The organism is Rhodococcus sp. NPDC055024, from assembly GCF_053608585.1.
In genome coordinates this window covers 1-20,454 of the sequence record NZ_JBSGVT010000005.1, presented here as the reverse complement: position 1 = coordinate 20,454, position 20,454 = coordinate 1, and the positions used below count along the sequence as shown (strand labels likewise).

General features: G+C 62.7%; 19 protein-coding genes. 18 read left to right on the top strand and 1 reads right to left on the bottom strand.

What is annotated here, in order from left to right:
* Positions 1–13: 13 nt before the first annotated feature.
* The 12 genes from ACWF6P_RS12935 (at position 14) to secA (ending at position 13,468) form a co-directional block, all read left to right on the top strand.
* Positions 14–1,240 (top strand): alkane 1-monooxygenase, encoded by a 1,227-nt coding sequence (locus ACWF6P_RS12935; protein ID WP_378447619.1) that lies wholly within the window; start codon positions 14–16, stop codon positions 1,238–1,240.
* On the top strand, positions 1,240–1,425 hold the full coding sequence (locus ACWF6P_RS12930) for a rubredoxin (protein WP_452621256.1): 186 nt from the start codon (positions 1,240–1,242) through the stop codon (positions 1,423–1,425). The genes ACWF6P_RS12935 and ACWF6P_RS12930 overlap by 1 nt, the downstream gene beginning before the upstream one ends.
* Positions 1,422–1,604 carry a rubredoxin gene (locus ACWF6P_RS12925; RefSeq protein WP_317825444.1) on the top strand — a complete coding sequence of 61 codons (183 nt, stop codon included), beginning with the start codon at positions 1,422–1,424 and terminating at the stop codon, positions 1,602–1,604. Before ACWF6P_RS12930 ends, ACWF6P_RS12925 begins: the two co-directional genes overlap by 4 nt.
* A 48-nt stretch (positions 1,605–1,652) precedes the next feature.
* On the top strand, positions 1,653–2,309 hold the full coding sequence (locus ACWF6P_RS12920; RefSeq protein WP_452621255.1) for a TetR family transcriptional regulator: 657 nt from the start codon (positions 1,653–1,655) through the stop codon (positions 2,307–2,309).
* Positions 2,310–2,369: 60 nt separating this feature from the next.
* On the top strand, positions 2,370–3,848 hold the full coding sequence (ahcY, locus tag ACWF6P_RS12915; RefSeq protein WP_003940766.1) for an adenosylhomocysteinase: 1,479 nt from the start codon (positions 2,370–2,372) through the stop codon (positions 3,846–3,848).
* A gap of 80 nt (positions 3,849–3,928) precedes the next feature.
* Complete coding sequence (locus ACWF6P_RS12910) at positions 3,929–4,570, top strand: dTMP kinase (RefSeq protein WP_452621254.1); 642 nt, start codon at positions 3,929–3,931, stop codon at positions 4,568–4,570.
* A gap of 116 nt (positions 4,571–4,686) precedes the next feature.
* Entirely contained in the window at positions 4,687–5,364 is a 678-nt protein-coding gene (gene mtrA / locus ACWF6P_RS12905) for an MtrAB system response regulator MtrA (protein ID WP_003941013.1), read from the top strand.
* Positions 5,361–7,100: an MtrAB system histidine kinase MtrB gene (mtrB, locus tag ACWF6P_RS12900; protein WP_269590691.1), complete on the top strand. Its 1,740-nt coding sequence runs from the start codon at positions 5,361–5,363 to the stop codon at positions 7,098–7,100. Before mtrA ends, mtrB begins: the two co-directional genes overlap by 4 nt.
* Entirely contained in the window at positions 7,097–8,875 is a 1,779-nt protein-coding gene (lpqB, locus tag ACWF6P_RS12895; protein ID WP_452621253.1) for an MtrAB system accessory lipoprotein LpqB, read from the top strand. The genes mtrB and lpqB overlap by 4 nt, the downstream gene beginning before the upstream one ends.
* Positions 8,876–8,923: 48 nt before the next feature.
* Positions 8,924–9,637 (top strand): ComF family protein, encoded by a 714-nt coding sequence (locus tag ACWF6P_RS12890; RefSeq protein WP_452621252.1) that lies wholly within the window; start codon positions 8,924–8,926, stop codon positions 9,635–9,637.
* A gap of 175 nt (positions 9,638–9,812) precedes the next feature.
* Entirely contained in the window at positions 9,813–10,493 is a 681-nt protein-coding gene (hpf, locus tag ACWF6P_RS12885) for a ribosome hibernation-promoting factor, HPF/YfiA family (RefSeq protein ID WP_003940893.1), read from the top strand.
* A 131-nt stretch (positions 10,494–10,624) separates the two neighbouring features.
* A complete protein-coding gene (secA, locus tag ACWF6P_RS12880; protein WP_452621251.1) occupies positions 10,625–13,468 on the top strand; it encodes a preprotein translocase subunit SecA in 2,844 nt (947 codons plus the stop codon).
* A gap of 36 nt (positions 13,469–13,504) precedes the next feature.
* On the opposite strand, the gene ACWF6P_RS12875 is transcribed toward secA, so the two are convergent.
* Positions 13,505–14,023, bottom strand: a complete 519-nt coding sequence (locus tag ACWF6P_RS12875; RefSeq protein ID WP_452621250.1) for an Rv3235 family protein — start codon at positions 14,021–14,023, stop codon at positions 13,505–13,507.
* A 131-nt stretch (positions 14,024–14,154) separates the two neighbouring features.
* Here ACWF6P_RS12875 and ACWF6P_RS12870 point away from each other — a divergent pair, with 131 nt between their 5' ends.
* The 6 genes from ACWF6P_RS12870 to ACWF6P_RS12845 all read left to right on the top strand — a co-directional run bounded on the left by ACWF6P_RS12870 (position 14,155) and on the right by ACWF6P_RS12845 (position 20,403).
* On the top strand, positions 14,155–14,580 hold the full coding sequence (locus ACWF6P_RS12870) for an HAD-IA family hydrolase (RefSeq protein WP_378447611.1): 426 nt from the start codon (positions 14,155–14,157) through the stop codon (positions 14,578–14,580).
* Positions 14,574–15,983: a WS/DGAT/MGAT family O-acyltransferase gene (locus ACWF6P_RS12865; protein ID WP_378447610.1), complete on the top strand. Its 1,410-nt coding sequence runs from the start codon at positions 14,574–14,576 to the stop codon at positions 15,981–15,983. The genes ACWF6P_RS12870 and ACWF6P_RS12865 overlap by 7 nt, the downstream gene beginning before the upstream one ends.
* A 41-nt stretch (positions 15,984–16,024) precedes the next feature.
* Complete coding sequence (locus tag ACWF6P_RS12860) at positions 16,025–16,525, top strand: DUF6912 family protein (RefSeq protein WP_020969223.1); 501 nt, start codon at positions 16,025–16,027, stop codon at positions 16,523–16,525.
* A gap of 92 nt (positions 16,526–16,617) precedes the next feature.
* Positions 16,618–17,736, top strand: a complete 1,119-nt coding sequence (locus ACWF6P_RS12855; RefSeq protein ID WP_230812599.1) for a ferredoxin reductase — start codon at positions 16,618–16,620, stop codon at positions 17,734–17,736.
* A gap of 24 nt (positions 17,737–17,760) precedes the next feature.
* Complete coding sequence (locus ACWF6P_RS12850) at positions 17,761–19,023, top strand: fatty acid desaturase family protein (protein ID WP_020907111.1); 1,263 nt, start codon at positions 17,761–17,763, stop codon at positions 19,021–19,023.
* Between the two features lie 138 nt (positions 19,024–19,161).
* On the top strand, positions 19,162–20,403 hold the full coding sequence (locus ACWF6P_RS12845; protein WP_378447609.1) for a fatty acid desaturase family protein: 1,242 nt from the start codon (positions 19,162–19,164) through the stop codon (positions 20,401–20,403).
* The last annotated feature ends 51 nt before the right edge of the window (positions 20,404–20,454 follow it).

The following is a 20,454-nucleotide window of genomic DNA, read 5'->3' as shown; positions in this document are numbered from 1 at the left end:
GAGGAGGTAGACCGTGTCGACGCACGTGAACTCGCACTCCGGGCAGACGCTCCCGCCGGAGCAGTGGCGGGACAAGAAGAGGTATCTCTGGCTGCTCGGCCTGGTGCCGCCGACGGCGGTTTTCATCGCCGTCGGATTGGTCGCGTTGTTCAACAGCCTCGGCTGGAATGCGGTCTCGCCGGTGTGGTGGTGGATCGGGCCACTGCTCGTCTACATCCTGCTCCCGATCCTCGACATCTTCTTCGGCCCCGACGGCGAGAATCCGCCCGACGAGGTGATGGAGCGTCTCGAGAACGACAGGTACTACCGGTACTGCACGTACATCTACATACCGTTCCAGTTGGCCAGCCTGGTCCTGGCCTGCTATCTCTGGTCGGCGACGGACCTGTCCTGGCTCGGAATCGACGGGGGACTGGGGCTGATCTCCAAGATCGGTCTGGCGATCAGTATCGGTTGTGTCGCGGGAATCGGGATCAACACCGCACACGAGCTCGGTCACAAGAAGGACGATCTCGAGCGCTGGTTGTCGAAGATCACTCTGGCGCAGTCGTTTTACGGCCACTTCTACATCGAGCACAATCGCGGACACCATGTACGTGTCGCCACTCCCGAGGATCCGGCGTCGTCTCGCTTCGGTGAGAGTTTCTGGACCTTCCTCCCGCGCAGTGTGTGGGGATCTCTGCGCTCGTCGTGGTCACTGGAAAAAGCCAGACTGGATCGACTGGGTAAGAAGCCGTGGACAATTCGCAACGACGTCCTGCATTCGTGGTTGATGTCCGTTGTGCTCTTCGGTGTCCTCGTCGCCGTCTTCGGGCTCTCGGTGCTGCCGTTCCTGGTGCTGCAGGCCGTGTTCGGGTTCTGCTTGCTCGAAACGGTCAACTACCTCGAGCATTACGGACTGAAGCGTCGCCGTTTGGACAGTGGGCGGTACGAGCGCGCTGCGCCGGAGCACAGTTGGAACAGCGATCACATCTGCACCAACATTTTCCTGTATCACCTCCAGCGTCACAGTGACCATCACGCGAACCCGACGCGTCGATATCAGACGCTACGAAGCATGGACGGTGCACCGAACTTGCCCAGCGGGTACGCGAGCATGATCATGCTCGCCTACGTTCCGCCGTTGTGGCGAAAAGTCATGGACCCCAAAGTGCTTGCCCATTACGACGGTGACATCACCCGAGTCAACGTTCAGCCGTCCAAGCGTGATCGTATCCTTGCCCGATACGGGGCAGCGTGATGAGCAGCTACAGATGCCCGGTGTGTGAATACGTCTACGACGAGTCCAAGGGTGCACCACGAGAAGGGTTTCCGGCGGGAACGCCGTGGGATGCCGTTCCGGACGACTGGTGCTGCCCGGACTGCGGCGTGAGGGAAAAGCTGGACTTCGATCCGATTCCGGAAACGGCGGGGAGTGAATCATGAACGACTACAAGCTGTATCAGTGTGCGCAATGCGGATTCGAGTACGACGAGGCGGTCGGCTGGCCGGAGGACGGTATCGAACCGGGGACTCGCTGGGACGACATTCCCGAAGACTGGAGTTGCCCCGACTGTGGGGCGGCGAAGAGCGACTTCTTCATGGTTGAGGTCGAGCGGCAGTGAGATGCGTCGGCGTCGAACGGACCTAGGTGCGGCGGTAATGTCGTCACCATGACTTCGACGCCCACCCGCCTGCCGCAGAAAGAAGCGTCGCGACTGCTGCTGCGTACCTCGGTGCTCGATTCGATGCGAGAATTGTTGACCGAACGCGACTGGTCCGAGGTGACCCTGACGGTTCTGGCCAAGCACGCAGGTGTGAGCCGTCAGACGCTCTACAACGAGTTCGGTTCGAGGCAAGGGCTCGCCGAGGCGTACGCGCTCCGTCTCGCCGACGGCTTCGTCGACGCGGTGGACGAGGCCATGGTGGCGCACGAGGGGCGTGCAGTCGAGGCATTGATGGCAGGCTTCGGGTCGTTTTTCGCCTCCAGTGCCACCGACCCGCTGGTGATCTCGTTGCTCACCGGTGAGGCCAAGCCGGACCTGCTTCGCCTGATCACCACCGACAGTGCGGTCATCATCGAGCGGGCGTCGTCGCGGCTTGCGGAGAGTTTTCAGCGAGGGTGGATTCAAGCGTCACCTGCTGATGCCGGGATTCTGGCGAGGGCGATTGCGCGCCTCGGGCTGAGCTACATTTCGATGCCGCCGGAGTCCGGAGCTTCGGTCGCGGAGGATCTGGGTACTTTGCTCGGACCGTTCATCGATGTGGCGCGCGCGGGCCGGGCAGGAGAGGACCGCGCAGTAGAGGGGCGGGCGGGAGAGGGCGTCTAACCGATAGCCTTGTGCACCGATAGGCTTGTGCAGAGTATGCACGTCAACCAGGAGAGGCAGATGACGACCTCAGTTTCAACAACGCCCGTGGCCGAGAGCCGTAACGGCATCGACTTCAAAGTTGCAGATCTTTCGCTCGCGGAGTTCGGTCGCAAGGAAATCCGTCTGGCAGAGCACGAGATGCCCGGCCTCATGGCGCTTCGTCGCGAATACGCAGAGGTGTTGCCGCTCAAGGGCGCTCGCGTTTCCGGCTCGCTGCACATGACCATTCAGACCGCAGTTCTGATCGAGACGCTGACCGCGCTCGGTGCCGAGGTGCGCTGGGCTTCGTGCAACATCTTCTCCACGCAGGATCACGCTGCCGCCGCTATCGTCGTCGGTCCGCACGGCACCCCGGAAGAGCCCAAGGGCGTTCCGGTTTTCGCTTGGAAGGGTGAAACCCTCGAGGAGTACTGGTGGGCAGCGGAGCAGATGCTGACCTGGCCGGGTGAGCCTGCCAACATGATTCTCGACGACGGTGGCGACGCCACCATGCTGGTGCTCAAGGGCGCACAGTTCGAGAAGGCCGGCGTCGTGCCGCCGACGGACGACGACCAGGATTCCGACGAGTACAAGGTCTTCCTTGCACTTCTGCGTCAGTCCCTCGAGTCCGACAAGGGCAAGTGGACCGCGATCGCCGAGTCCGTCCAGGGCGTCACCGAGGAGACCACCACGGGCGTTCTGCGTCTGTACCAGGTTGCCGCTGCCGGTGAACTCACGTTCCCCGCGATCAACGTCAACGACTCGGTCACCAAGAGCAAGTTCGACAACAAGTACGGCACGCGCCACTCGCTGCTCGACGGCATCAACCGCGGCACCGACGTTCTGATCGGTGGCAAGGCTGCGCTGGTCTGCGGTTACGGAGACGTCGGCAAGGGTTGTGCCGAGGCACTTCGCGGCCAGGGCGCTCGCGTCGCGGTCACCGAGGTCGACCCCATCAACGCTCTTCAGGCGCTCATGGACGGCTTCGAGGTCAAGACGGTCGAGCAGGCCATCGGCTGGGCCGACATCGTGATCACGTCCACCGGTAACAAGGACATCATCACGTTCGAGCACATGAAGGCCATGAAGCACCAGGCCATCCTGGGCAACATCGGACACTTCGACAACGAGATCGACATGGCCGGCCTCGAGAAGTCCGGCGACGTCACGCGGATCAACATCAAGCCGCAGGTCGACGAGTTCACGTTCGCCGACGGACACTCGATCATCGTGCTGTCCGAAGGCCGCCTGCTCAACCTCGGCAACGCGACGGGCCACCCGTCGTTCGTGATGAGCAACAGCTTCTCCAACCAGGTCATCGCGCAGATCGAACTGTGGACGAAGCCGGACGAGTACGACAACGAGGTCTACCGCCTCCCCAAGCACCTCGACGAGAAGGTCGCCAAGATCCACGTCGAGGCACTCGGTGGCACGCTGACCAAGCTCACCAAGGATCAGGCAGAGTACATCGGCGTCGACGTCGAAGGCCCGTACAAGCCGGAGCATTACCGCTACTGACCCGGTGATTCATCGCTGAGGATGTAGTGCCCGCCGTCCCCCGGTCTGCGCAAGCAGGCCGGGGGATAGGCTTGTCCGCCGTGGGAACACTGGTGGCATTGGAAGGCCTCGACGGAGCTGGAAAGCGGACGTTGATCGGCAAAGTGGAGAGCGAACTCCGCAGCGGCGGCACGTCGATCGCGACTCTGGATTTTCCGCGGTACGGAAAGTCGATCCACGCGGATCTGGCGGCCGAGGCGCTCAAAGGTTCACACGGAGACCTGGCCGAGTCCGTGAACGCGATGGCAGTTCTGTTCGCCTTGGACCGCGCCGGTGCTGCGGGTCAGATCTCGGAACTGTTGTCCACCAACGACATTGTTCTCCTCGATCGCTACGTGGCGTCCAACGCTGCCTACAACGCGGCGCGGGTGCATCAGGGTGTGGACGGCGAGATGGTCGCTTGGGTCCGTGAATTGGAGCTGGGCCGACTCGCTCTCCCTTCTCCTGATCTGCAGTTGTACCTCGAAGTCCCGGTAGCGCTCGCCGAGCAGCGCGCCCGCTCCCGTGAGGCCGAGGACGCGTCGCGTCAGCTCGACGCATACGAGCGTGACGGCGGTCTGCAGGCCCGAACCGGTGAGCTGTACACCCAGTTGGCAGCGACGGACTGGGTCTCACCCTGGTGGATCGTGGGGCCGGAGACGGACCCGGCCGACCTGGCGCGCAGGCTCGCGGATTTCGCGTGATCGGTCACCCTTGCAGCCGGGATTCGAACTTTCCGGCACAGTAGAGGGAAAGACGCGGCACGCCGCACGGCCTCGTAACGGTCTGATTCATCGCTCCGAGATGCAACGATAGGGATATGAAACCAAGGATTCTGGTTGTCGACGACGACACGGCACTCGCCGAGATGCTCACGATCGTGCTGCGTGGTGAGGGTTTCGATCCCTACGTGGTAGGCGACGGAACCCTGGCGCTCGCGGCAGTGCGTGAGACTCGCCCCGATCTCGTCCTGCTCGATCTCATGCTTCCCGGAATGAACGGGATCGACGTATGCCGGGTTCTGCGTGCAGATTCCGGTGTGCCCATCGTGATGTTGACGGCCAAGACCGACACCGTCGACGTCGTGCTCGGCCTCGAATCCGGTGCGGACGACTACATCATGAAGCCGTTCAAGCCGAAGGAATTGGTGGCGCGGGTGCGCGCTCGTCTGCGCCGCACCGAAGAGGAGCCCGCGGAGCTGCTGAGCATCGCCGACATCGTGATCGACGTTCCGGCTCACAAGGTCAGCCGCGGCAGCGAGCAGATCTCGCTCACACCACTCGAATTCGACCTGCTGGTCGCATTGGCGCGCAAGCCGCGCCAGGTGTTCACCCGTGAAGTCCTTCTCGAGCAGGTGTGGGGATACCGCCACGCCGCCGACACCCGTCTGGTGAACGTGCACGTTCAGCGTTTGCGCGCCAAGGTCGAAACTGATCCCGAGAATCCCGAAGTGGTTCTGACGGTCAGGGGGGTCGGCTACAAGGCCGGACCGCCGTGAGCGGAGTTTCCAGGTGGCGTCGTCGTCTCAACCGACGGCTGACGCCATTTCTGCGGTGGTGTCACTCGATGAGCAACACCCTCGCGCACACGTGGCGACGCTCGCTCCAGTTGCGAGTGGTCGTCTCGACTTTGACGTTGTCTCTGATCGTCATCGTCATTCTCGGTGTCGTGCTCACCAGCCAGATCACCGATCGGCTGTTGGAAACGAAGATCACCGCAGCGACCGAGGAAATGGACCGTGCCCGCGGCATCGTCGAAGACCAACTCGCGGGCGTCGACGATTCGACGGCGCTCAACGTCCAATTGGAAAGCGCTGCGTCCGGACTGACGAGTCGTAGAAACCAGACCTCGGGCCAAGCCTCCGGGTCTGCCGGTACCTTCGACCCGGTACTGATCGTCCCAGGGGACGGGCCGCGCCAGCCCACCAGTTCGGGACCGGTGGAGCAGATCCCGGACAACCTCCGCGAGTTCGTCAAGCGAGGCCAGATCAGCTACCAATTCGCGACGGTGTCCAATCCGAACGGTTACTCCGGTCCCGCGCTGATCATCGGCAGTCCCACCGCGTCGTCGATCTCGGGTCTCGAGCTGTACCTGATCTTCCCGCTCGCCAGCGAAGACCGGAGTCTGTCGCTCGTTCGAAGCACCCTGCTGATCGGTGGAGCAGTCCTGCTTGTGCTCCTCGCTGCGATTTCGCTGTTGGTTGCCAGGCAGGTCGTGCTCCCCATTCGATCGGCCTCACGAATCGCGGTGCGTTTCGCCGACGGCCGACTCAAGGAGCGAATGCCGGTCCGCGGCGAGGACGACATGGCGCGCCTGGCCATGTCCTTCAACGAGATGGCCGAGAGTCTGTCCAAACAGATCACCCAGCTCGAGGAGTTCGGCAGTCTCCAGAAACGCTTCACGTCCGATGTCAGCCATGAACTCCGCACACCGCTGACCACGGTCCGAATGGCCGCCGACCTGATTTACGACGGCAGCGAGAACCTCGACCCGATGCTGCGCCGGTCGTCGGAACTGCTTGTCGCCGAACTGGACAGGTTCGAAGGGCTCCTGGCGGATCTCCTCGAGATCTCCCGACACGATGCCGGTGTCGCGGAGTTGGCGTCCGAACAACTCGACGTGCGGATGTGTGCGCGAGCGGCGGTCTCCACGGTTCGCCATCTCGCCCGCGAATCCGGCACCGAACTGATCGTGGACATGCCCGACGAGCCGGTCATGGCAGATGTGGATCCGCGCCGCGTCGAACGCATCCTGCGAAATCTCCTGGCCAACGCCATCGACCACGGTGAGGGAAAGCCGATTCTGCTTCGCCTTCGCGCCGACGAGAATGCCCTCGCCTTCATCGTCCGCGACAGCGGCGTGGGGTTGCGGCCGGGCGAGGAGAAATTGGTCTTCAACCGGTTCTGGCGCTCGGACCCGTCCCGCGTCCGCCGCAGTGGTGGCACGGGACTCGGCCTCGCGATCAGCGTCGAAGACGCGAATCTGCACGACGGCAAGCTCGAGGCCTGGGGCGAACCGGGAGTCGGCGCCTGCTTCCGGCTGACGCTCTCGCGTACCCGCGGCAAGAAAGTCGTGTCGAGTCCGCTGCCGCTCAAGCCGACGACCACCAAATTCGTGCGCACGCCGAGCGAAGCCGACATCGTCGCCGATACCGTCGGCGAGGTCACGTCGTCACTGCCGACTCCGCGCGAACCGGACTCACGGAACGAGTCCAACGGTGGTGATCGATCATGATCGGAACCCGCCGTCGTCTGGGACTTCTTGCAACCACGCTCAGCGTGCTGTTGCTGACCGGTGCGTGCGCCAGTTTGCCGGAGTCCTCGTCGCCGCAGGCAATCGGAACTCTGGCAACTGCCGTGCCCGGGACGTCCGTCGAATCACCGGCCTCGGGGCGAGAGCCGGACCTACTGGTACGCGACTTCGTCAAGGCGAGTACCGACCCGTCCAACCGGCATGCCGCAGCACGTCAGTACCTCACCAAAGACGCGTCGGCGCGCTGGGACGACGCGTCCAGCGCTGTCATCGTCGACAAGGTCGACGTGCTCTCGGTTTCTCGAACCAGCACCGAAGCCGTCTACACGATTCGTGTGAACAAGGTCGGTCGCCTCGACCCGGGCGGGCTGTATGTTCCCGAAGAGGGCAGCTTCGAAGCGAGGATGACGCTGACGTTGACCGACGGCGAATGGCGGATCAGTGATCTGCCTCCCGGCGTGATCATGGAACGCCCACAGTTCCTCGGCGCCTATCAGCGGAAGTCGTTGTTCTTCCTCGACCCGACGAGTCAGACAGTCGTCCCCGACCTTCGCTGGATCTCCGGCGGTCAGGACCAGGTGGCGGCTCAGTTGATCGGTCTGATGATCGACGGACCGAAGGCGGCGCTGGCACCGGCCGTACGAAACGAGCTCGGCAACGGTGTGTCGGTGATAGGTCCGATCACCAAGGCCGACGGCAAGCCTGGGCAGGTCGGAGTCGGTCTCGGTGGCGTGCGCATCAACTTCCGCCTGGACAACCCGATGGATGCTGCGACTCGCGGATTGTTTGCAGCGCAGGTCATTTGGACGCTCGCCAATGCCGATGTCGCGGGGCCGTACGTTCTGGAGATCGACGGCGAACCACTCGACGCCGCTCATGCGGACGGCTGGACCACTGCCGACGTCGCATCCACCAACCCGCTGGCCACCACCAGTGCGACCGTCGGACTGCATGCCTTGCGCAACGGTTCACTGGTGAGCGTCACCGAGCAGGAGGCGACTCCGGTGCCCGGTTTCGCAGGCAACGCGGGCAACCTCACGGCGGCTGCTCTCTCACGGGACGGCAAGTTGGTGGCAGCCGTTGCGGACACCGCTCGGCCGGATCCAGGCACCAGGTTCGACTTGTCACTCGGGACATACGGCGATGGTTCCGTTCCGGTACTCGAAGGCAGCGCCATTACCCGACCTTCGTGGGAGTTGGACAACAACGCGGTCTGGGCGGCGGTGAACGGCAATACCGTCGTTCGGGTCGTCCGCGAACCCGGGACAGGTCGAGTGTCGGTCACCAATGTCGACGTCGGGGCCCTCTCGTCGGTCGGTTCCACGATCTCCGAACTGCGTCTCTCGCGCGACGGCGTGCGAGCCGCGATGATCATCGACGGCAAGGTTTACCTGGCTGTGGTCGTGCGCACCGCCAGCGGGGTCTACGCCCTGACGAGTCCACGCGCGGTGGCCTCTGGCTTGGGAAGCACCGCGCTCTCACTCGACTGGAGCAACAGCGACACCATCGTCATCGCACGCAGTGGCGCTGACATACCGGTCGTCCAGGTTGCGATCGACGGTTCCCGAATGGACGCGCTGCCGAGTGGAAACCTGACCGCTCCCGTCACCTCCGTGGATGCCTCGCCGACCACCGAGTACGTCGCCGACGCGCGTGCGGTGTTCCAACTGAACAACAACGACCCTGCAGGCGATCGTCGTTGGCGTGAAGTGACTGTGCTGACCGGACAGAAAGCGATTCCGGTTCTACCTGGCTGACTTGTCGGTGCTCTCATTCATGTCGGTGCTCTCATTCATGATTCGGCCATGGGGGACAAGAAATTCGGTGCCGGCCTGCTCGATCTGTTGTTGCCACGCGAGTGTGGTGGGTGCGCCCGCAGCGGGACTCTGTGGTGTCGTGAGTGCGCGGAGCTGCTGAGCGACCATCCGGTTCAACTGAGTCCGCGCGTCGATCCGGGCGTACCGGTGTGGGCACTCGGCCGCTACGACGGCCCCAGGCGTCGCAGTGTGATCGCGATGAAGGAACGCGGTCGCCGCGATCTCGCGATGCCTCTGGGGGCCGCTGTGGCCGGTGCACTGGCCATGCTGGAACGGTGGGGCGAGCTCGGTGGCGGAAATCGTGCGCCAATCGTCCTGGTTCCGGCTCCCACGCGCGCCCGGGCGGCGCGATCTCGCGGAGGTGACCCGGTTCGCCGGATAGCTGAAAGTGTGCGAGCCAAGCGCAGAGTGGAAGCGTGGGAAACCGGTTGTGTCGAGGGGCGCCCGATACAAGTCTGTCCGATTCTCCGGATGACGCGAGGCGTACGTGACTCGGTCGGACTGTCCGCGGCCGACCGAGTGACCAATGTGAACGGTCATGTGTCTCTCGACACCACTGCGATCCGTTCCATTGCGGGGGACAGCGCCATCGTCCTGCTCGACGACGTCCTGACGACGGGAGCGACTGCGGCAGAGTCGGTTCGGGCTCTCTCGCTCAGTGGGATTCGGACAACTGTCGTGCTCGTACTTGCAGGGGCTTAGATGAATTTCGTTGGAACAGTGGCACTCGCGCGCGTTACGTACTAGCGTCGGCGGCACACCCGAAAATACTGGTAGGAGGTGGTACTTCGATACTGGTGCCGGGCGGATCCCCTCTCGGTACTTGCAGAATTTGCCGCCGCCCACCGTGGGGCGGGGCCGTAATTGGGAGGTACGAGTGACGACCCCTTCGCAAGCCTCGTTTTTCATCGAGGACGCCACCATCGAGCGTTCCGAGAATGCCGCAGCTCCGAGATCCGACGTCGTAGTCAAGGGACGAAATGTCGAGATCCCCGATCACTTCCGAATCTACGTTTCGGAAAAGCTGGCGCGACTCGAACACTTCGACCCCTCCATATTCCACTTCGACGTGGAACTCCAACATGAACGCAACCGACGACAGGCCAAGAGTTGCCAGCGCGTCGAGATCACCGCTCGAGGTAAAGGCCCGGTGGCCCGAGCCGAAGCGTCCGCAGACAGCTTCTACGCCGCCTTCGAATCGGTGATCGACAAGCTCGAGAGTCGCCTCCGTCGAACCAAGGACCGCAAGAAGGTCCATTACGGTGACAAGCGACCGGTGTCCGTCGCGGAGGCAACCGCCTCTCTCGTCGACGCAGACTCACTCGGAGTCACACCGGACATTTCGCTGAACGGTCAAGAACCGGACGAGTACGACGGCCCGGGACGCGTGGTCCGCACGAAGGATCACCCAGCCGAGCCGATGACCATCGACGACGCTCTCTACGAGATGGAACTGGTCGGACACGACTTCTTTCTCTTCCACGACAAGGAGTCGGACAAGCCGTCCGTCGTCTACCGTCGTCACGCTTTCGACTACGGATTGATCCGCCTGACATGACCCAATCGGTGGTGGGTTTGCTCGCTCGCCGCCGGTAGCGCCTACCATGGAATCCGGCCGGAGTTTTCGGACCCCGGCCGGATTTTCAGTGTGTGACCCCCTGTCGCCGAAGATTGAGGACGAAGAAGACTGTGCCGTCGCTGTCGCTATCGAAGCTGCTCCGTGTTGGTGAAGGTCGCATGGTCAAGCGGCTCAAGCACATCGCCGAGCATGTGGAATCTCTGTCGCCCGATGTCGAAGGCCTGACAGACGAGCAACTCAAAGCCAAGACCACCGAGTTCCGTGAGCGCTACGCCGCCGGGGAAACTCTCGACGAGTTGCTGCCCGAGGCTTTCTCCGTGGCCCGTGAGACGTCGTGGCGCGTGATCAATCAGAAGCACTTCCACGTGCAGATCATGGGTGGCGCGGCCCTGCACTTCGGCAACGTCGCCGAGATGAAGACCGGTGAGGGCAAGACCCTGACCTCGGTTCTTCCGGCCTACCTCAACGCGATCGCCGGCGACGGCGTTCACGTCGTCACGACCAACGATTACCTCGCCAAGCGCGACTCCGAGTGGATGGGCCGCGTTCACCGCGCCCTCGGCCTCGAGACCAGCGTGATCCTCTCGGGCATGACGCCGGCCGAGCGCCGCGTCGCCTACGCAGCGGACATCACCTACGGCACCAACAACGAGTTCGGCTTCGATTACCTGCGTGACAACATGACGCATTCGTTGGACGACCTGGTCCAGCGTGGCCATGCGTTCGCCATCGTGGACGAAGTCGACTCGATCCTCATCGACGAAGCCCGAACCCCCCTCATCATCTCGGGCCCGGCCGACGGCTCCAGCAAGTGGTACAGCGAGTTCGCCCGCATCGCGCCGCTGCTGAAGAAGGACGTTCACTACGAGGTCGACATCCGCAAGCGCACCATCGGTGTGCACGAGGCGGGCGTCGAACTGGTCGAGGACCAGCTCGGTATCGACAACCTGTACGAAGCCGCGAATTCGCCGTTGGTGAGTTACCTCAACAACGCGATCAAGGCCAAAGAGCTCTACACCAAGGACAAGGACTACATCGTCCGCGACGGCGAGGTCATCATCGTCGACGAGTTCACCGGCCGCGTGCTGGTCGGTCGCCGCTACAACGAGGGCATGCACCAGGCGATCGAGGCCAAGGAGAAGGTGGAGATCAAGGCCGAGAATCAGACCCTCGCCACCATCACCTTGCAGAACTACTTCCGTCTGTACGACAAGTTGTCGGGCATGACGGGTACCGCCGAGACGGAAGCTGCCGAGCTTCACCAGACCTACACCCTCGGCGTGATCCCGATCCCGACCAACCGTCCGATGGTCCGAGTCGACAACGGCGACCTCATCTACAAGACCGAGGAAGCCAAGTTCGATGCCGTGGTCGACGACGTCGTCGAACGCCACGAGAACGGCCAGCCCGTTCTGATCGGTACCACCAGCGTCGAGCGCTCGGAGTACCTGTCCAAGCAGTTCACCAAGCGTGGCGTTGCCCACAACGTCCTCAACGCGAAGTTCCACGAGAAGGAAGCGACCATCATCGCCGAGGCCGGCCGCTCCGGTGCGGTCACCGTCGCGACCAACATGGCCGGCCGCGGTACCGACGTCGTGCTCGGTGGTAACCCGGACATCATCGCGGATATCGCGCTGCGCAAGAAGGGCCTCGACCCGGTGACGACGCCGGACGAGTACGAGGCAGCCTGGGACGCGGTCCTCGACGAGGTCAAGGCTGAAGTGAAGGAAGACGCGGAGAAGGTCCGCGATGCCGGTGGCCTGTACGTCCTGGGCACCGAGCGTCACGAATCGCGTCGAATCGACAACCAGTTGCGTGGTCGTTCCGGACGTCAGGGTGATCCCGGCGAATCGCGGTTCTACCTTTCGCTCGGTGACGAGCTGATGCGCCGCTTCAACGGTTCGGCACTCGAGTCGATCATGACGCGCCTCAACCTGCCTGACGACGTCCCGATCGAAGCCAAGATGGTCTCGAAGGCCATCAAGAGCGCTCAGACGCAGGTCGAGCAGCAGAACTTCGAAATTCGCAAAAATGTCCTCAAGTACGACGAGGTCATGAACCAGCAGCGAACGGTCATCTACAAGGAGCGCCGCCAGATCCTCGAGGGTGAGGACATGGAGGGCCAGGTCGAGCAGATGATCACCGACGTGGTCACCGCCTACGTGGACGGCGCCACCGCGGAGGGCTACGTCGAGGACTGGGACCTCGAGCAGCTGTGGACGGCGCTGAAGACGCTGTACCCGGTCGGTATCGATCACAAGGCGTTGGCGGGGGAGGACGGTGCAGGTATCAACAGCGACCTGAGCCGTGACGACCTGCGCACCGCGCTGCTCGAAGACGCCCACGCGGCGTACAAGAAGCGCGAAGCCGAGATCGACGCGATCGCCGGTGAAAACGGTATGCGTGAACTCGAACGTCGTGTCTTCCTCTCGGTCCTGGACCGTAAGTGGCGTGAGCATCTCTACGAGATGGATTACCTCAAGGAGGGAATCGGCCTGCGTGCGATGGCACAGCGTGACCCACTGGTCGAGTACCAGCGCGAGGGCTACGACATGTTCATCGGCATGCTCGACGGACTGAAGGAAGAGTCCGTCGGATTCCTCTTCAACCTGCAGGTCGAGGCAGCTCCGGCACAGCCCGCGAGCGGAATTTCCGTCACGGCGGGCTCGGCTGCTGCGGCTTCTGCCACGGCGCCCAAGCCGCTCCCGACGCAGGAAGCCGCGGCCAAGGCAACCGGGACTGCTGCCCCGACGGCGTTGCGCGCCAAGGGCCTTGACGACGAAGGTCCGTCACGATTGACGTACACCGGCCCGGACGAGGACGGCAAGGCAAAGGCAACCCGCGACTCGGCCGTCGACTCCGGTGACGGTGCGGCCTCGCGTCGCGAACGTCGTGAAGCAGCGCGGACGCAGTCGAAGAGCAACCGAGCTCCGAAGTCCAAGCGCAAGCGCTGAGTTTGCAGTACAGGTAGTGCTCGACAGGCTGGACGGTTACACCACGTGTAGTGCGGTGACCGTCCAGCCTGTTCCGTCGGCGTGGTCGATCCGACCTGCGACGGCAAATGTCTGCTTGCCTCGTGTGTACGTCGCACAGACTTCGGCGGCACTCTCCGAAACCGCTTGAACGTGGGTGCGGTGAACGGCTGCGCCGCCCATCTTTCGGGCCGAAGAGTCTGAAGTGTAAAGTCGTGCAACAACTTCCAGGACGCTCGGCGTCAGTACGCCGCTGAGCTGGCGTGGATTTCGTCGTCGGTCGACGGTTTCGAGAACCAGACGCAGTGATCGGTTCCAGAAGATGTCGGCACCTGCCAGCCGCGGTTCCGGAGCGTGAGTGAACCCGGTACTGGGCGATGTTCCGTTGTGTGGCGTCTTTCGCGGGCGACGCAGCGTTCGGTCTGTTCGGCATTGCGTCAGGTCTGGTCGGCACTGCGGCCGCGACAGCACGACGGTGTGCGCGTGAGGCTCGAATTGTGGTGCCGGCTCGAGAACAATTTTGCAGTCCTGCTCCATGACATCCCCCCGGATGATCGTGCGTCCGAGTTGGCCGACTCGGACTTTCGCTCCCCCGAGCGATGGTGAGAAGCATGACACGAAATGCTCGAGATGTCGCCGTGATCACCATCGCGACTTAGGGTGATGGCGTGCGGGGACTTCTGTTGGATGTCGGTGGCGTGCTGTTCGGTCCGGGATCGGATCTCGAGGGCTTGAGCGCGCTCGTGCGCGCTGTGAGGGCCCGCGGAATCGTGACGGGAATCGTCAGTAACGATCCCGGCGGCGACAGTGCTCAGTGGTTGCGGGATCTCGGCGACGGGGTCTTGGTCGACGACGTGATCCTGTCCGGTGACGTGGAGATGGCGAAGCCGGATGCCGAGATCTATCTGCTGGCGGCGAGTCGGTTGGGCGTCGACCCGGGGGAGTTCGTTTTCGTGGACGATCTCGAGGTCAACGTGCGCGCGGCGGTGGCCGTCGGGATGGTCGGCGTCCATCACGTCGGCTCGGAATCGACGATCGAGGAATTGTCGATTCTGTTCGATCTGGGCGAAGGAGGGGACACGAAGCCATGGTGAACAGACTGACCACTCAGGACGCGGCTTTCTACTTCCTCGAAGCCGGGACGACGCCGATGCATGTCGGCTCGTTGGGGATTTTCAGGCAACTGCGAAACGGGATCGATCACGAGGAATTGCTTCGTCTGGTCGAAGATCGGCTCGGATCGGTTCCGCGGTACCGCCAGCGGGTTCGAGAGGTGGCGTTCGGTCTGGCCCGCCCGGTGTGGGTGGACGACTCGGATTTCGACATCACCTATCACGTACGCCGATCGGCTCTGCCGAAGCCCGGTTCCGATGAACAGCTGATGGATCTGATCGCCCGGCTGACGTCCAGACCGCTCGACAGCACGAGGCCGTTGTGGGAGATGTACCTGGTCGAGGGGCTGACCAGAAACAGATTTGCCATCTTCACGAAGTCTCATTCGTCGTTGGTCGACGGCGAAGCGGCTCCCGAGATCAGCCAGGTGATCTTCGATCCGGAGAAGAATCGAGCGCCCGGCCCAGAGGAACTGTGGATGCCGGCCAGGCCGCCGAGCGACACCAGCTTGTTGGTCAGTGCACTGGCAGATCTCGTGACGAGCCCGGGGGAGGGGATCGCACGGGCGCGCGCAACGTTCAACGACGTGACGACGTCTGTGACCGAGGCGGTCAGTGCACTCGGAAAACTTGCAGAAGTGGTCCGAACGGCGACGCAGGTGGCCCCGTCGAGCCCGCTCAACGCCACCATCTCGCGCAATCGACGCCTTGCGGTGGCCAAGACGTCTCTCGAAGACTATCGACGTATTCGGGCGAGGTACGGGTGCGAGATCAACGACGTGATCCTGACCGTCATCGCAGGTGCGATGCGGAACTGGCTGCTCTCGCGCGGCGAACCGGTGACCGAGGCGACCATCGTGCGGGCGATGGTTCCCATGTCGGTCTACACGGACGGCCCCGAGAGTCCCGACGTCGACGATCCGCAGGCGCCGGGACATGTTTCCTCGTTCCTGATCGACCTGCCTGTCGGTGAACCCAACGCGGTGGTTCGGCTCTCGCACGTTGCGCATGCGACGGAGGCGTTCGCACGCCAAGGCAGGCGGGTGACCGCACAGACGATGGTGCGGATGTCCGGGTTTGCGCCGGCGACGCTGCATGCGATGAGTTCACGCGCGGCCAGCAGTCTCTCGCAGCGAATGTTCAATCTGATGATCACCAACGCACCGGGTCCGCAGTTCCCGCTCTACCTCGGCGGGGCTCGGATGCTGGAGATGTATCCGGTGTCGCCACTGCTCAAGAATCAGACACTCAGCATCGCCCTGACGTCGTACGACGGAAATGTCTACTACGGTTTGAATGCCGACCGTGACGCGATGTCGGACGTCGACGTCGTTCGTTCGCTGATCTTCGAGTCACTCGAGGAATTGACGGATGCGAGTCGGTGACGAACGAACGAGCAGGGACGAACGAGCATGAAGGTGGTCTCATGAGGGTGTACGTGCCGGCGACGGTCGAGATTTTGCAGAAGTTGGTCGCAGATCAGGAGTTCGACCCGATGAGCCGGACGGCTTTTGCGGTCACCCCGACGCTGCGTGAGTCGTATGCGGCGGGGGACGACGACGAGTTGGCCGAGGTCGCCATGGGTGAGGCTGCGCGTGCGTCGCTGCGGTTGATCGCCGGAACCGAGGGTGACGTCACCTTCCGGCGCGCCGTCGTCGCTGCCGACGTCGACGATGCCGACGTGAAACTGCGGCCCGATCTCGACGATTCGGTAGTTCGACTGGCAGGTCCCGTCACGATGGCTCAGGTTGCATCTGTGCATGTCGACCTCGAACAGGCAGAATCGGACATCGAGCGCGCTGCTGGCATAGTCGACGCGGCGGATCTCGGTGATGCCGATGCCGAGTTCACGCTCGGCGACGCGGAGGACCACGAGTTGGCGTGGTACGCCGCGCAGGAGTTGCCGTTCTTGCTCGACCTGCTGTGAATGTGCTTACCGTGAAGTAACCTACGGTACCGTAACCTGATAACCTACGGTACCGTAGGCAGTGGGTTCGGAAGGTGAGAGGTGGAGGTCTGATGGGTCTGAAGGACTGGATCGAGGCACCGGCAGCGTCGGTAGTTCCGGCAGCGCGGTCGAAGCTCAATCTGCTTCGCGGTGCGGCGGCTCGGCTGACAACACCATTGCTTCCGGACGACTATCTCCACCTCGCAAATCCGTTGTGGTCGGCCCGCGAACTGCGTGGTCAGATCGTCGAAGTGCGGCCCGAGACCACAGATTCGGCGACCATCGTCATCAAGCCGGGTTGGGGATTCGACTTCAACTACCAGCCGGGGCAGTACATCGGTATCGGCCTCCACATCGACGGTCGATGGCATTGGCGCTCGTACTCCCTGACTTCTCCGCCCAACTGGGAGAACAAGCGCATCTCCATCGCGGTCAAGGCCATGCCCGAGGGCTTCCTGTCGAGTCACCTCGTCAGTGGCGCGGTCCCGTCGGGAACCATCGTTCGACTGGCCACGCCGTCCGGCAACTTCGCCTTGCCGGATCCGCCGCCGGAGAAGATCCTGTTCATCACCGCGGGCAGTGGCATCACTCCGGTCATGGGCATGTTGCGGACGATGAACCGTCGCGGTCAATTACCCGACGTCATGCACATCCACTCGGCTCCGACGGAATCCGACGTCATGTTCGCCGACGAACTCACGGCGCTGCACGTCGAGCACGAGGACTTCGTCAGCCACGTCCAACTCACACGGCGTGACGGAAAGTTCAAACTCAGCTCTCTCGACACGGTCTGCCCCGATTGGCGCGAGCGCCACACCTGGGCGTGCGGACCGCTTCCTTTGCTCGACGAACTCGAAGACGTCTGGAAGGCGGAAGGTATCGAGGATCGCCTCCACATGGAGCGATTCGCGGTATCTCGCATCGACGCTTCGGCGGACGGCGGCACGGTCACGTTCGAGAAGTCGGGTAAGACGATCACCGTCGACGGCGCGACGACGCTTCTGGAGGCCGGCGAGCAGTCCGGTGCGTTGATGCCGTTCGGTTGCCGCATGGGCATCTGCCAGACGTGTGTCGTACCTCTCGTTGCCGGTCATGCGATCGATCTACGCTCGGGGAAACAGCACGCGGAGGGCGAGCGCATCCAGACGTGCATCTCCGCCGCCGCGGGCGACTGTACGCTGGACGCATAGCTTCTAGGCACACGGAGGACCACGGTGGCCATCACCGATATCAAAGAGTTTTCGCACCTCACCGAGGCCGATGTCGAAGCTCTCGGACGTGAACTCGATCAGATTCGACTCGACATCGAAGACTCTCGCGGAATCCGGGACGCCCGCTACATTCGTCGCGTCATTCGCGTGCAGCGCGCGTTGGAGCTCGGCGGGCGTATCGCGCTGTTCGGCAGTCGGTATCGACCGGCGTGGCTGGTCGGTACAACCCTGCTGAGCCTGTCGAAGATCATCGAGAACATGGAACTCGGGCACAACGTGATGCACGGGCAATGGGACTGGATGAACGATCCCGAGATTCACTCCGTCTCGTGGGAGTGGGATCAGACCGGTCCTTCCGAGCACTGGAAGCGCGCACACAACTACCAGCACCACACGTACACCAACGTCGTAGGGATGGACGAGGATCTCGGTTTCGGGATTCTGCGTATGACGCGTGACGAGCCGTGGAAGCCGATCAACCTCTTCCAGCCGATCGCCAACGTGATCTTGGCGGCCACGTTCGAGTGGGGTATCGCGTTGCACGACCTCACGGCGGCAGCCGAGTTGGAGGGCGCGGAAAAGGGGCAACTGAACTCGCAGGCGAACAAAGACTTCGCGCGCAAGATCTTTCGTCAGGTCGGCAAGGACTTCATCTTGTTCCCGGCGCTGACGGGGCCGGCGTGGAAGTCGACCATGACGGCCAATGCCACCGCGAATCTCGTGCGCAACCTGTGGGCGTACGTCGTCATCTTCTGTGGCCACTTCCCGGACGGCGCCGAGAAGTTCACAGTTGCCGAATTCGAGCAGGAGACTCGGCACGAGTGGTACCTGCGCCAGATGCTCGGAAGCGCGAACTTCAATTCGGGCAAGCTCATGGGTCTGATGAGTGGCAACCTGAGCTACCAGATCGAGCACCACGTGTTCCCTGATCTGCCGAGTAACCGCTACCCCGAGATTGCCGTGAAGATGCGTGCGCTGTGCGAGAAGTTCGATCTCCCGTACACCACCGGTTCGCTCTTCAAGCAGTACCTTCTGGCACTGCGCACGATCCACAAGCTGGCATTGCCGGACAAGTGGCTCACTGCGACCTCGGACAATGCTCCGGAAACGTCCTCGGAACTACGTTTCCGTGACTCAGGGTTCCGGGATGCAGCCATGGCGATGGTCGAGGACCTGCGTACCGATCCGGTCACCGGTAAGCGTCTGGGATTGTTGACTGCACTCAAGTCGCAGGCCCGTTCCCGCATGCCGAAGCGCCGGAAGTGATATAGGTTACATCGGGAAAAACCTAACCTACGGTGCCGTAAGTTACGCTACAGTAGGTGCAGTTGATCTGAACGATTCAAAATCACGATCGTTCTGCACTTACTACTTTGCGCCTAACTCACTGCTAGGAGGCTTTCCATGGCGATTGCAGATGTCAAGGAATACGCACATCTCACGGACGCTGACATCGAGGCGCTCGGCCGCGAACTCGACGCGATTCGTCGCGATATCGAGGAGTCGCGCGGCGAGAAGGACGCGCGCTACGTGCGCAACGTCATTCGCTTGCAGCGTTCGCTCGAAATCAGCGGCCGCGCAGTGCTTTTCGCCAGCCGTCGCCGTCCGGCGTGGCTCGCCGGAGTGGGCCTGCTGACGCTCTCGAAGATCATCGAGAACATGGAACTCGGGCATAACGTGATGCACGGGCAGTGGGACTGGATGAACGACCCGGAGATCCACTCCACCTCGTGGGAGTGGGACGTCACCGGCCCGTCTGCGCACTGGAAGCAGACCCACAACTACCTGCATCACAAGTACACCAACGTCCTCGGAATGGACGACGACGTCGGATACGGGCTCCTCCGCGTCACTCGCGATCAGCGGTGGAAGCCCTTCAACGCCGGCAACCTGGTCTACAACACCCTGCTTGCCCTGTTCTTCGAGTACGGCATCGCTGCTCAGCACCTCGAGCTGGGCAAGGTGGCCAAGGGCCGCGCCGACAAGGAAGAGACGCAGCGCAAGCTCCGTGAGGTCGGCGAGAAGATCGGCAAGCAGGTCCTGCGCGACTACGTCATCTACCCGGCCATCACCGGCCCGGCGTGGAAGAGCACGTTGTCGGCCAACTTCACCGCCAACACCCTGCGGAACGTGTGGACCAACGCGGTCATCTTCTGTGGCCACTTCCCGGACGGCGCCGAGAAGTTCACCAAGGAAGACATCGACAAGGAAACGCAGGCTCAGTGGTACCTGCGCCAGATGCTCGGCAGCGCCAACATCGAGGGCAGCGCGCTCATGGACTTCATGACGGGCAACCTGAGCTACCAGATCGAGCATCACCTGTTTCCTGATCTGCCCAGTAACCGCTACAAGGACATCGCGGTCACGGTGCGTCAGCTCGCGGACAAGTACGACCTGCCGTACACGACGGGCCCGCTTGCCGTGCAGTACGCCAAGTCGTGGCGCACCATCGCCAAGCTGTCGCTGCCCAACAAGTACCTCAAGGACACCGTCGACAATGCGCCCGAGACGGCGTCGGAGCGGATGTTCGACGGCGATCCGACGTCGACTGTCGATCCCGTGACCGGGCGTCGTAGCGGTCTCAAGAGCGCCATCGCACGTAAGCGTAAGAGTGGAAAGCTGCGGAGCCTCCTCGGTCTGCGCTGATCCCCAGGGTATTTTAAAATATTAAAGAAGCGGACGTTAAACATTAGATTG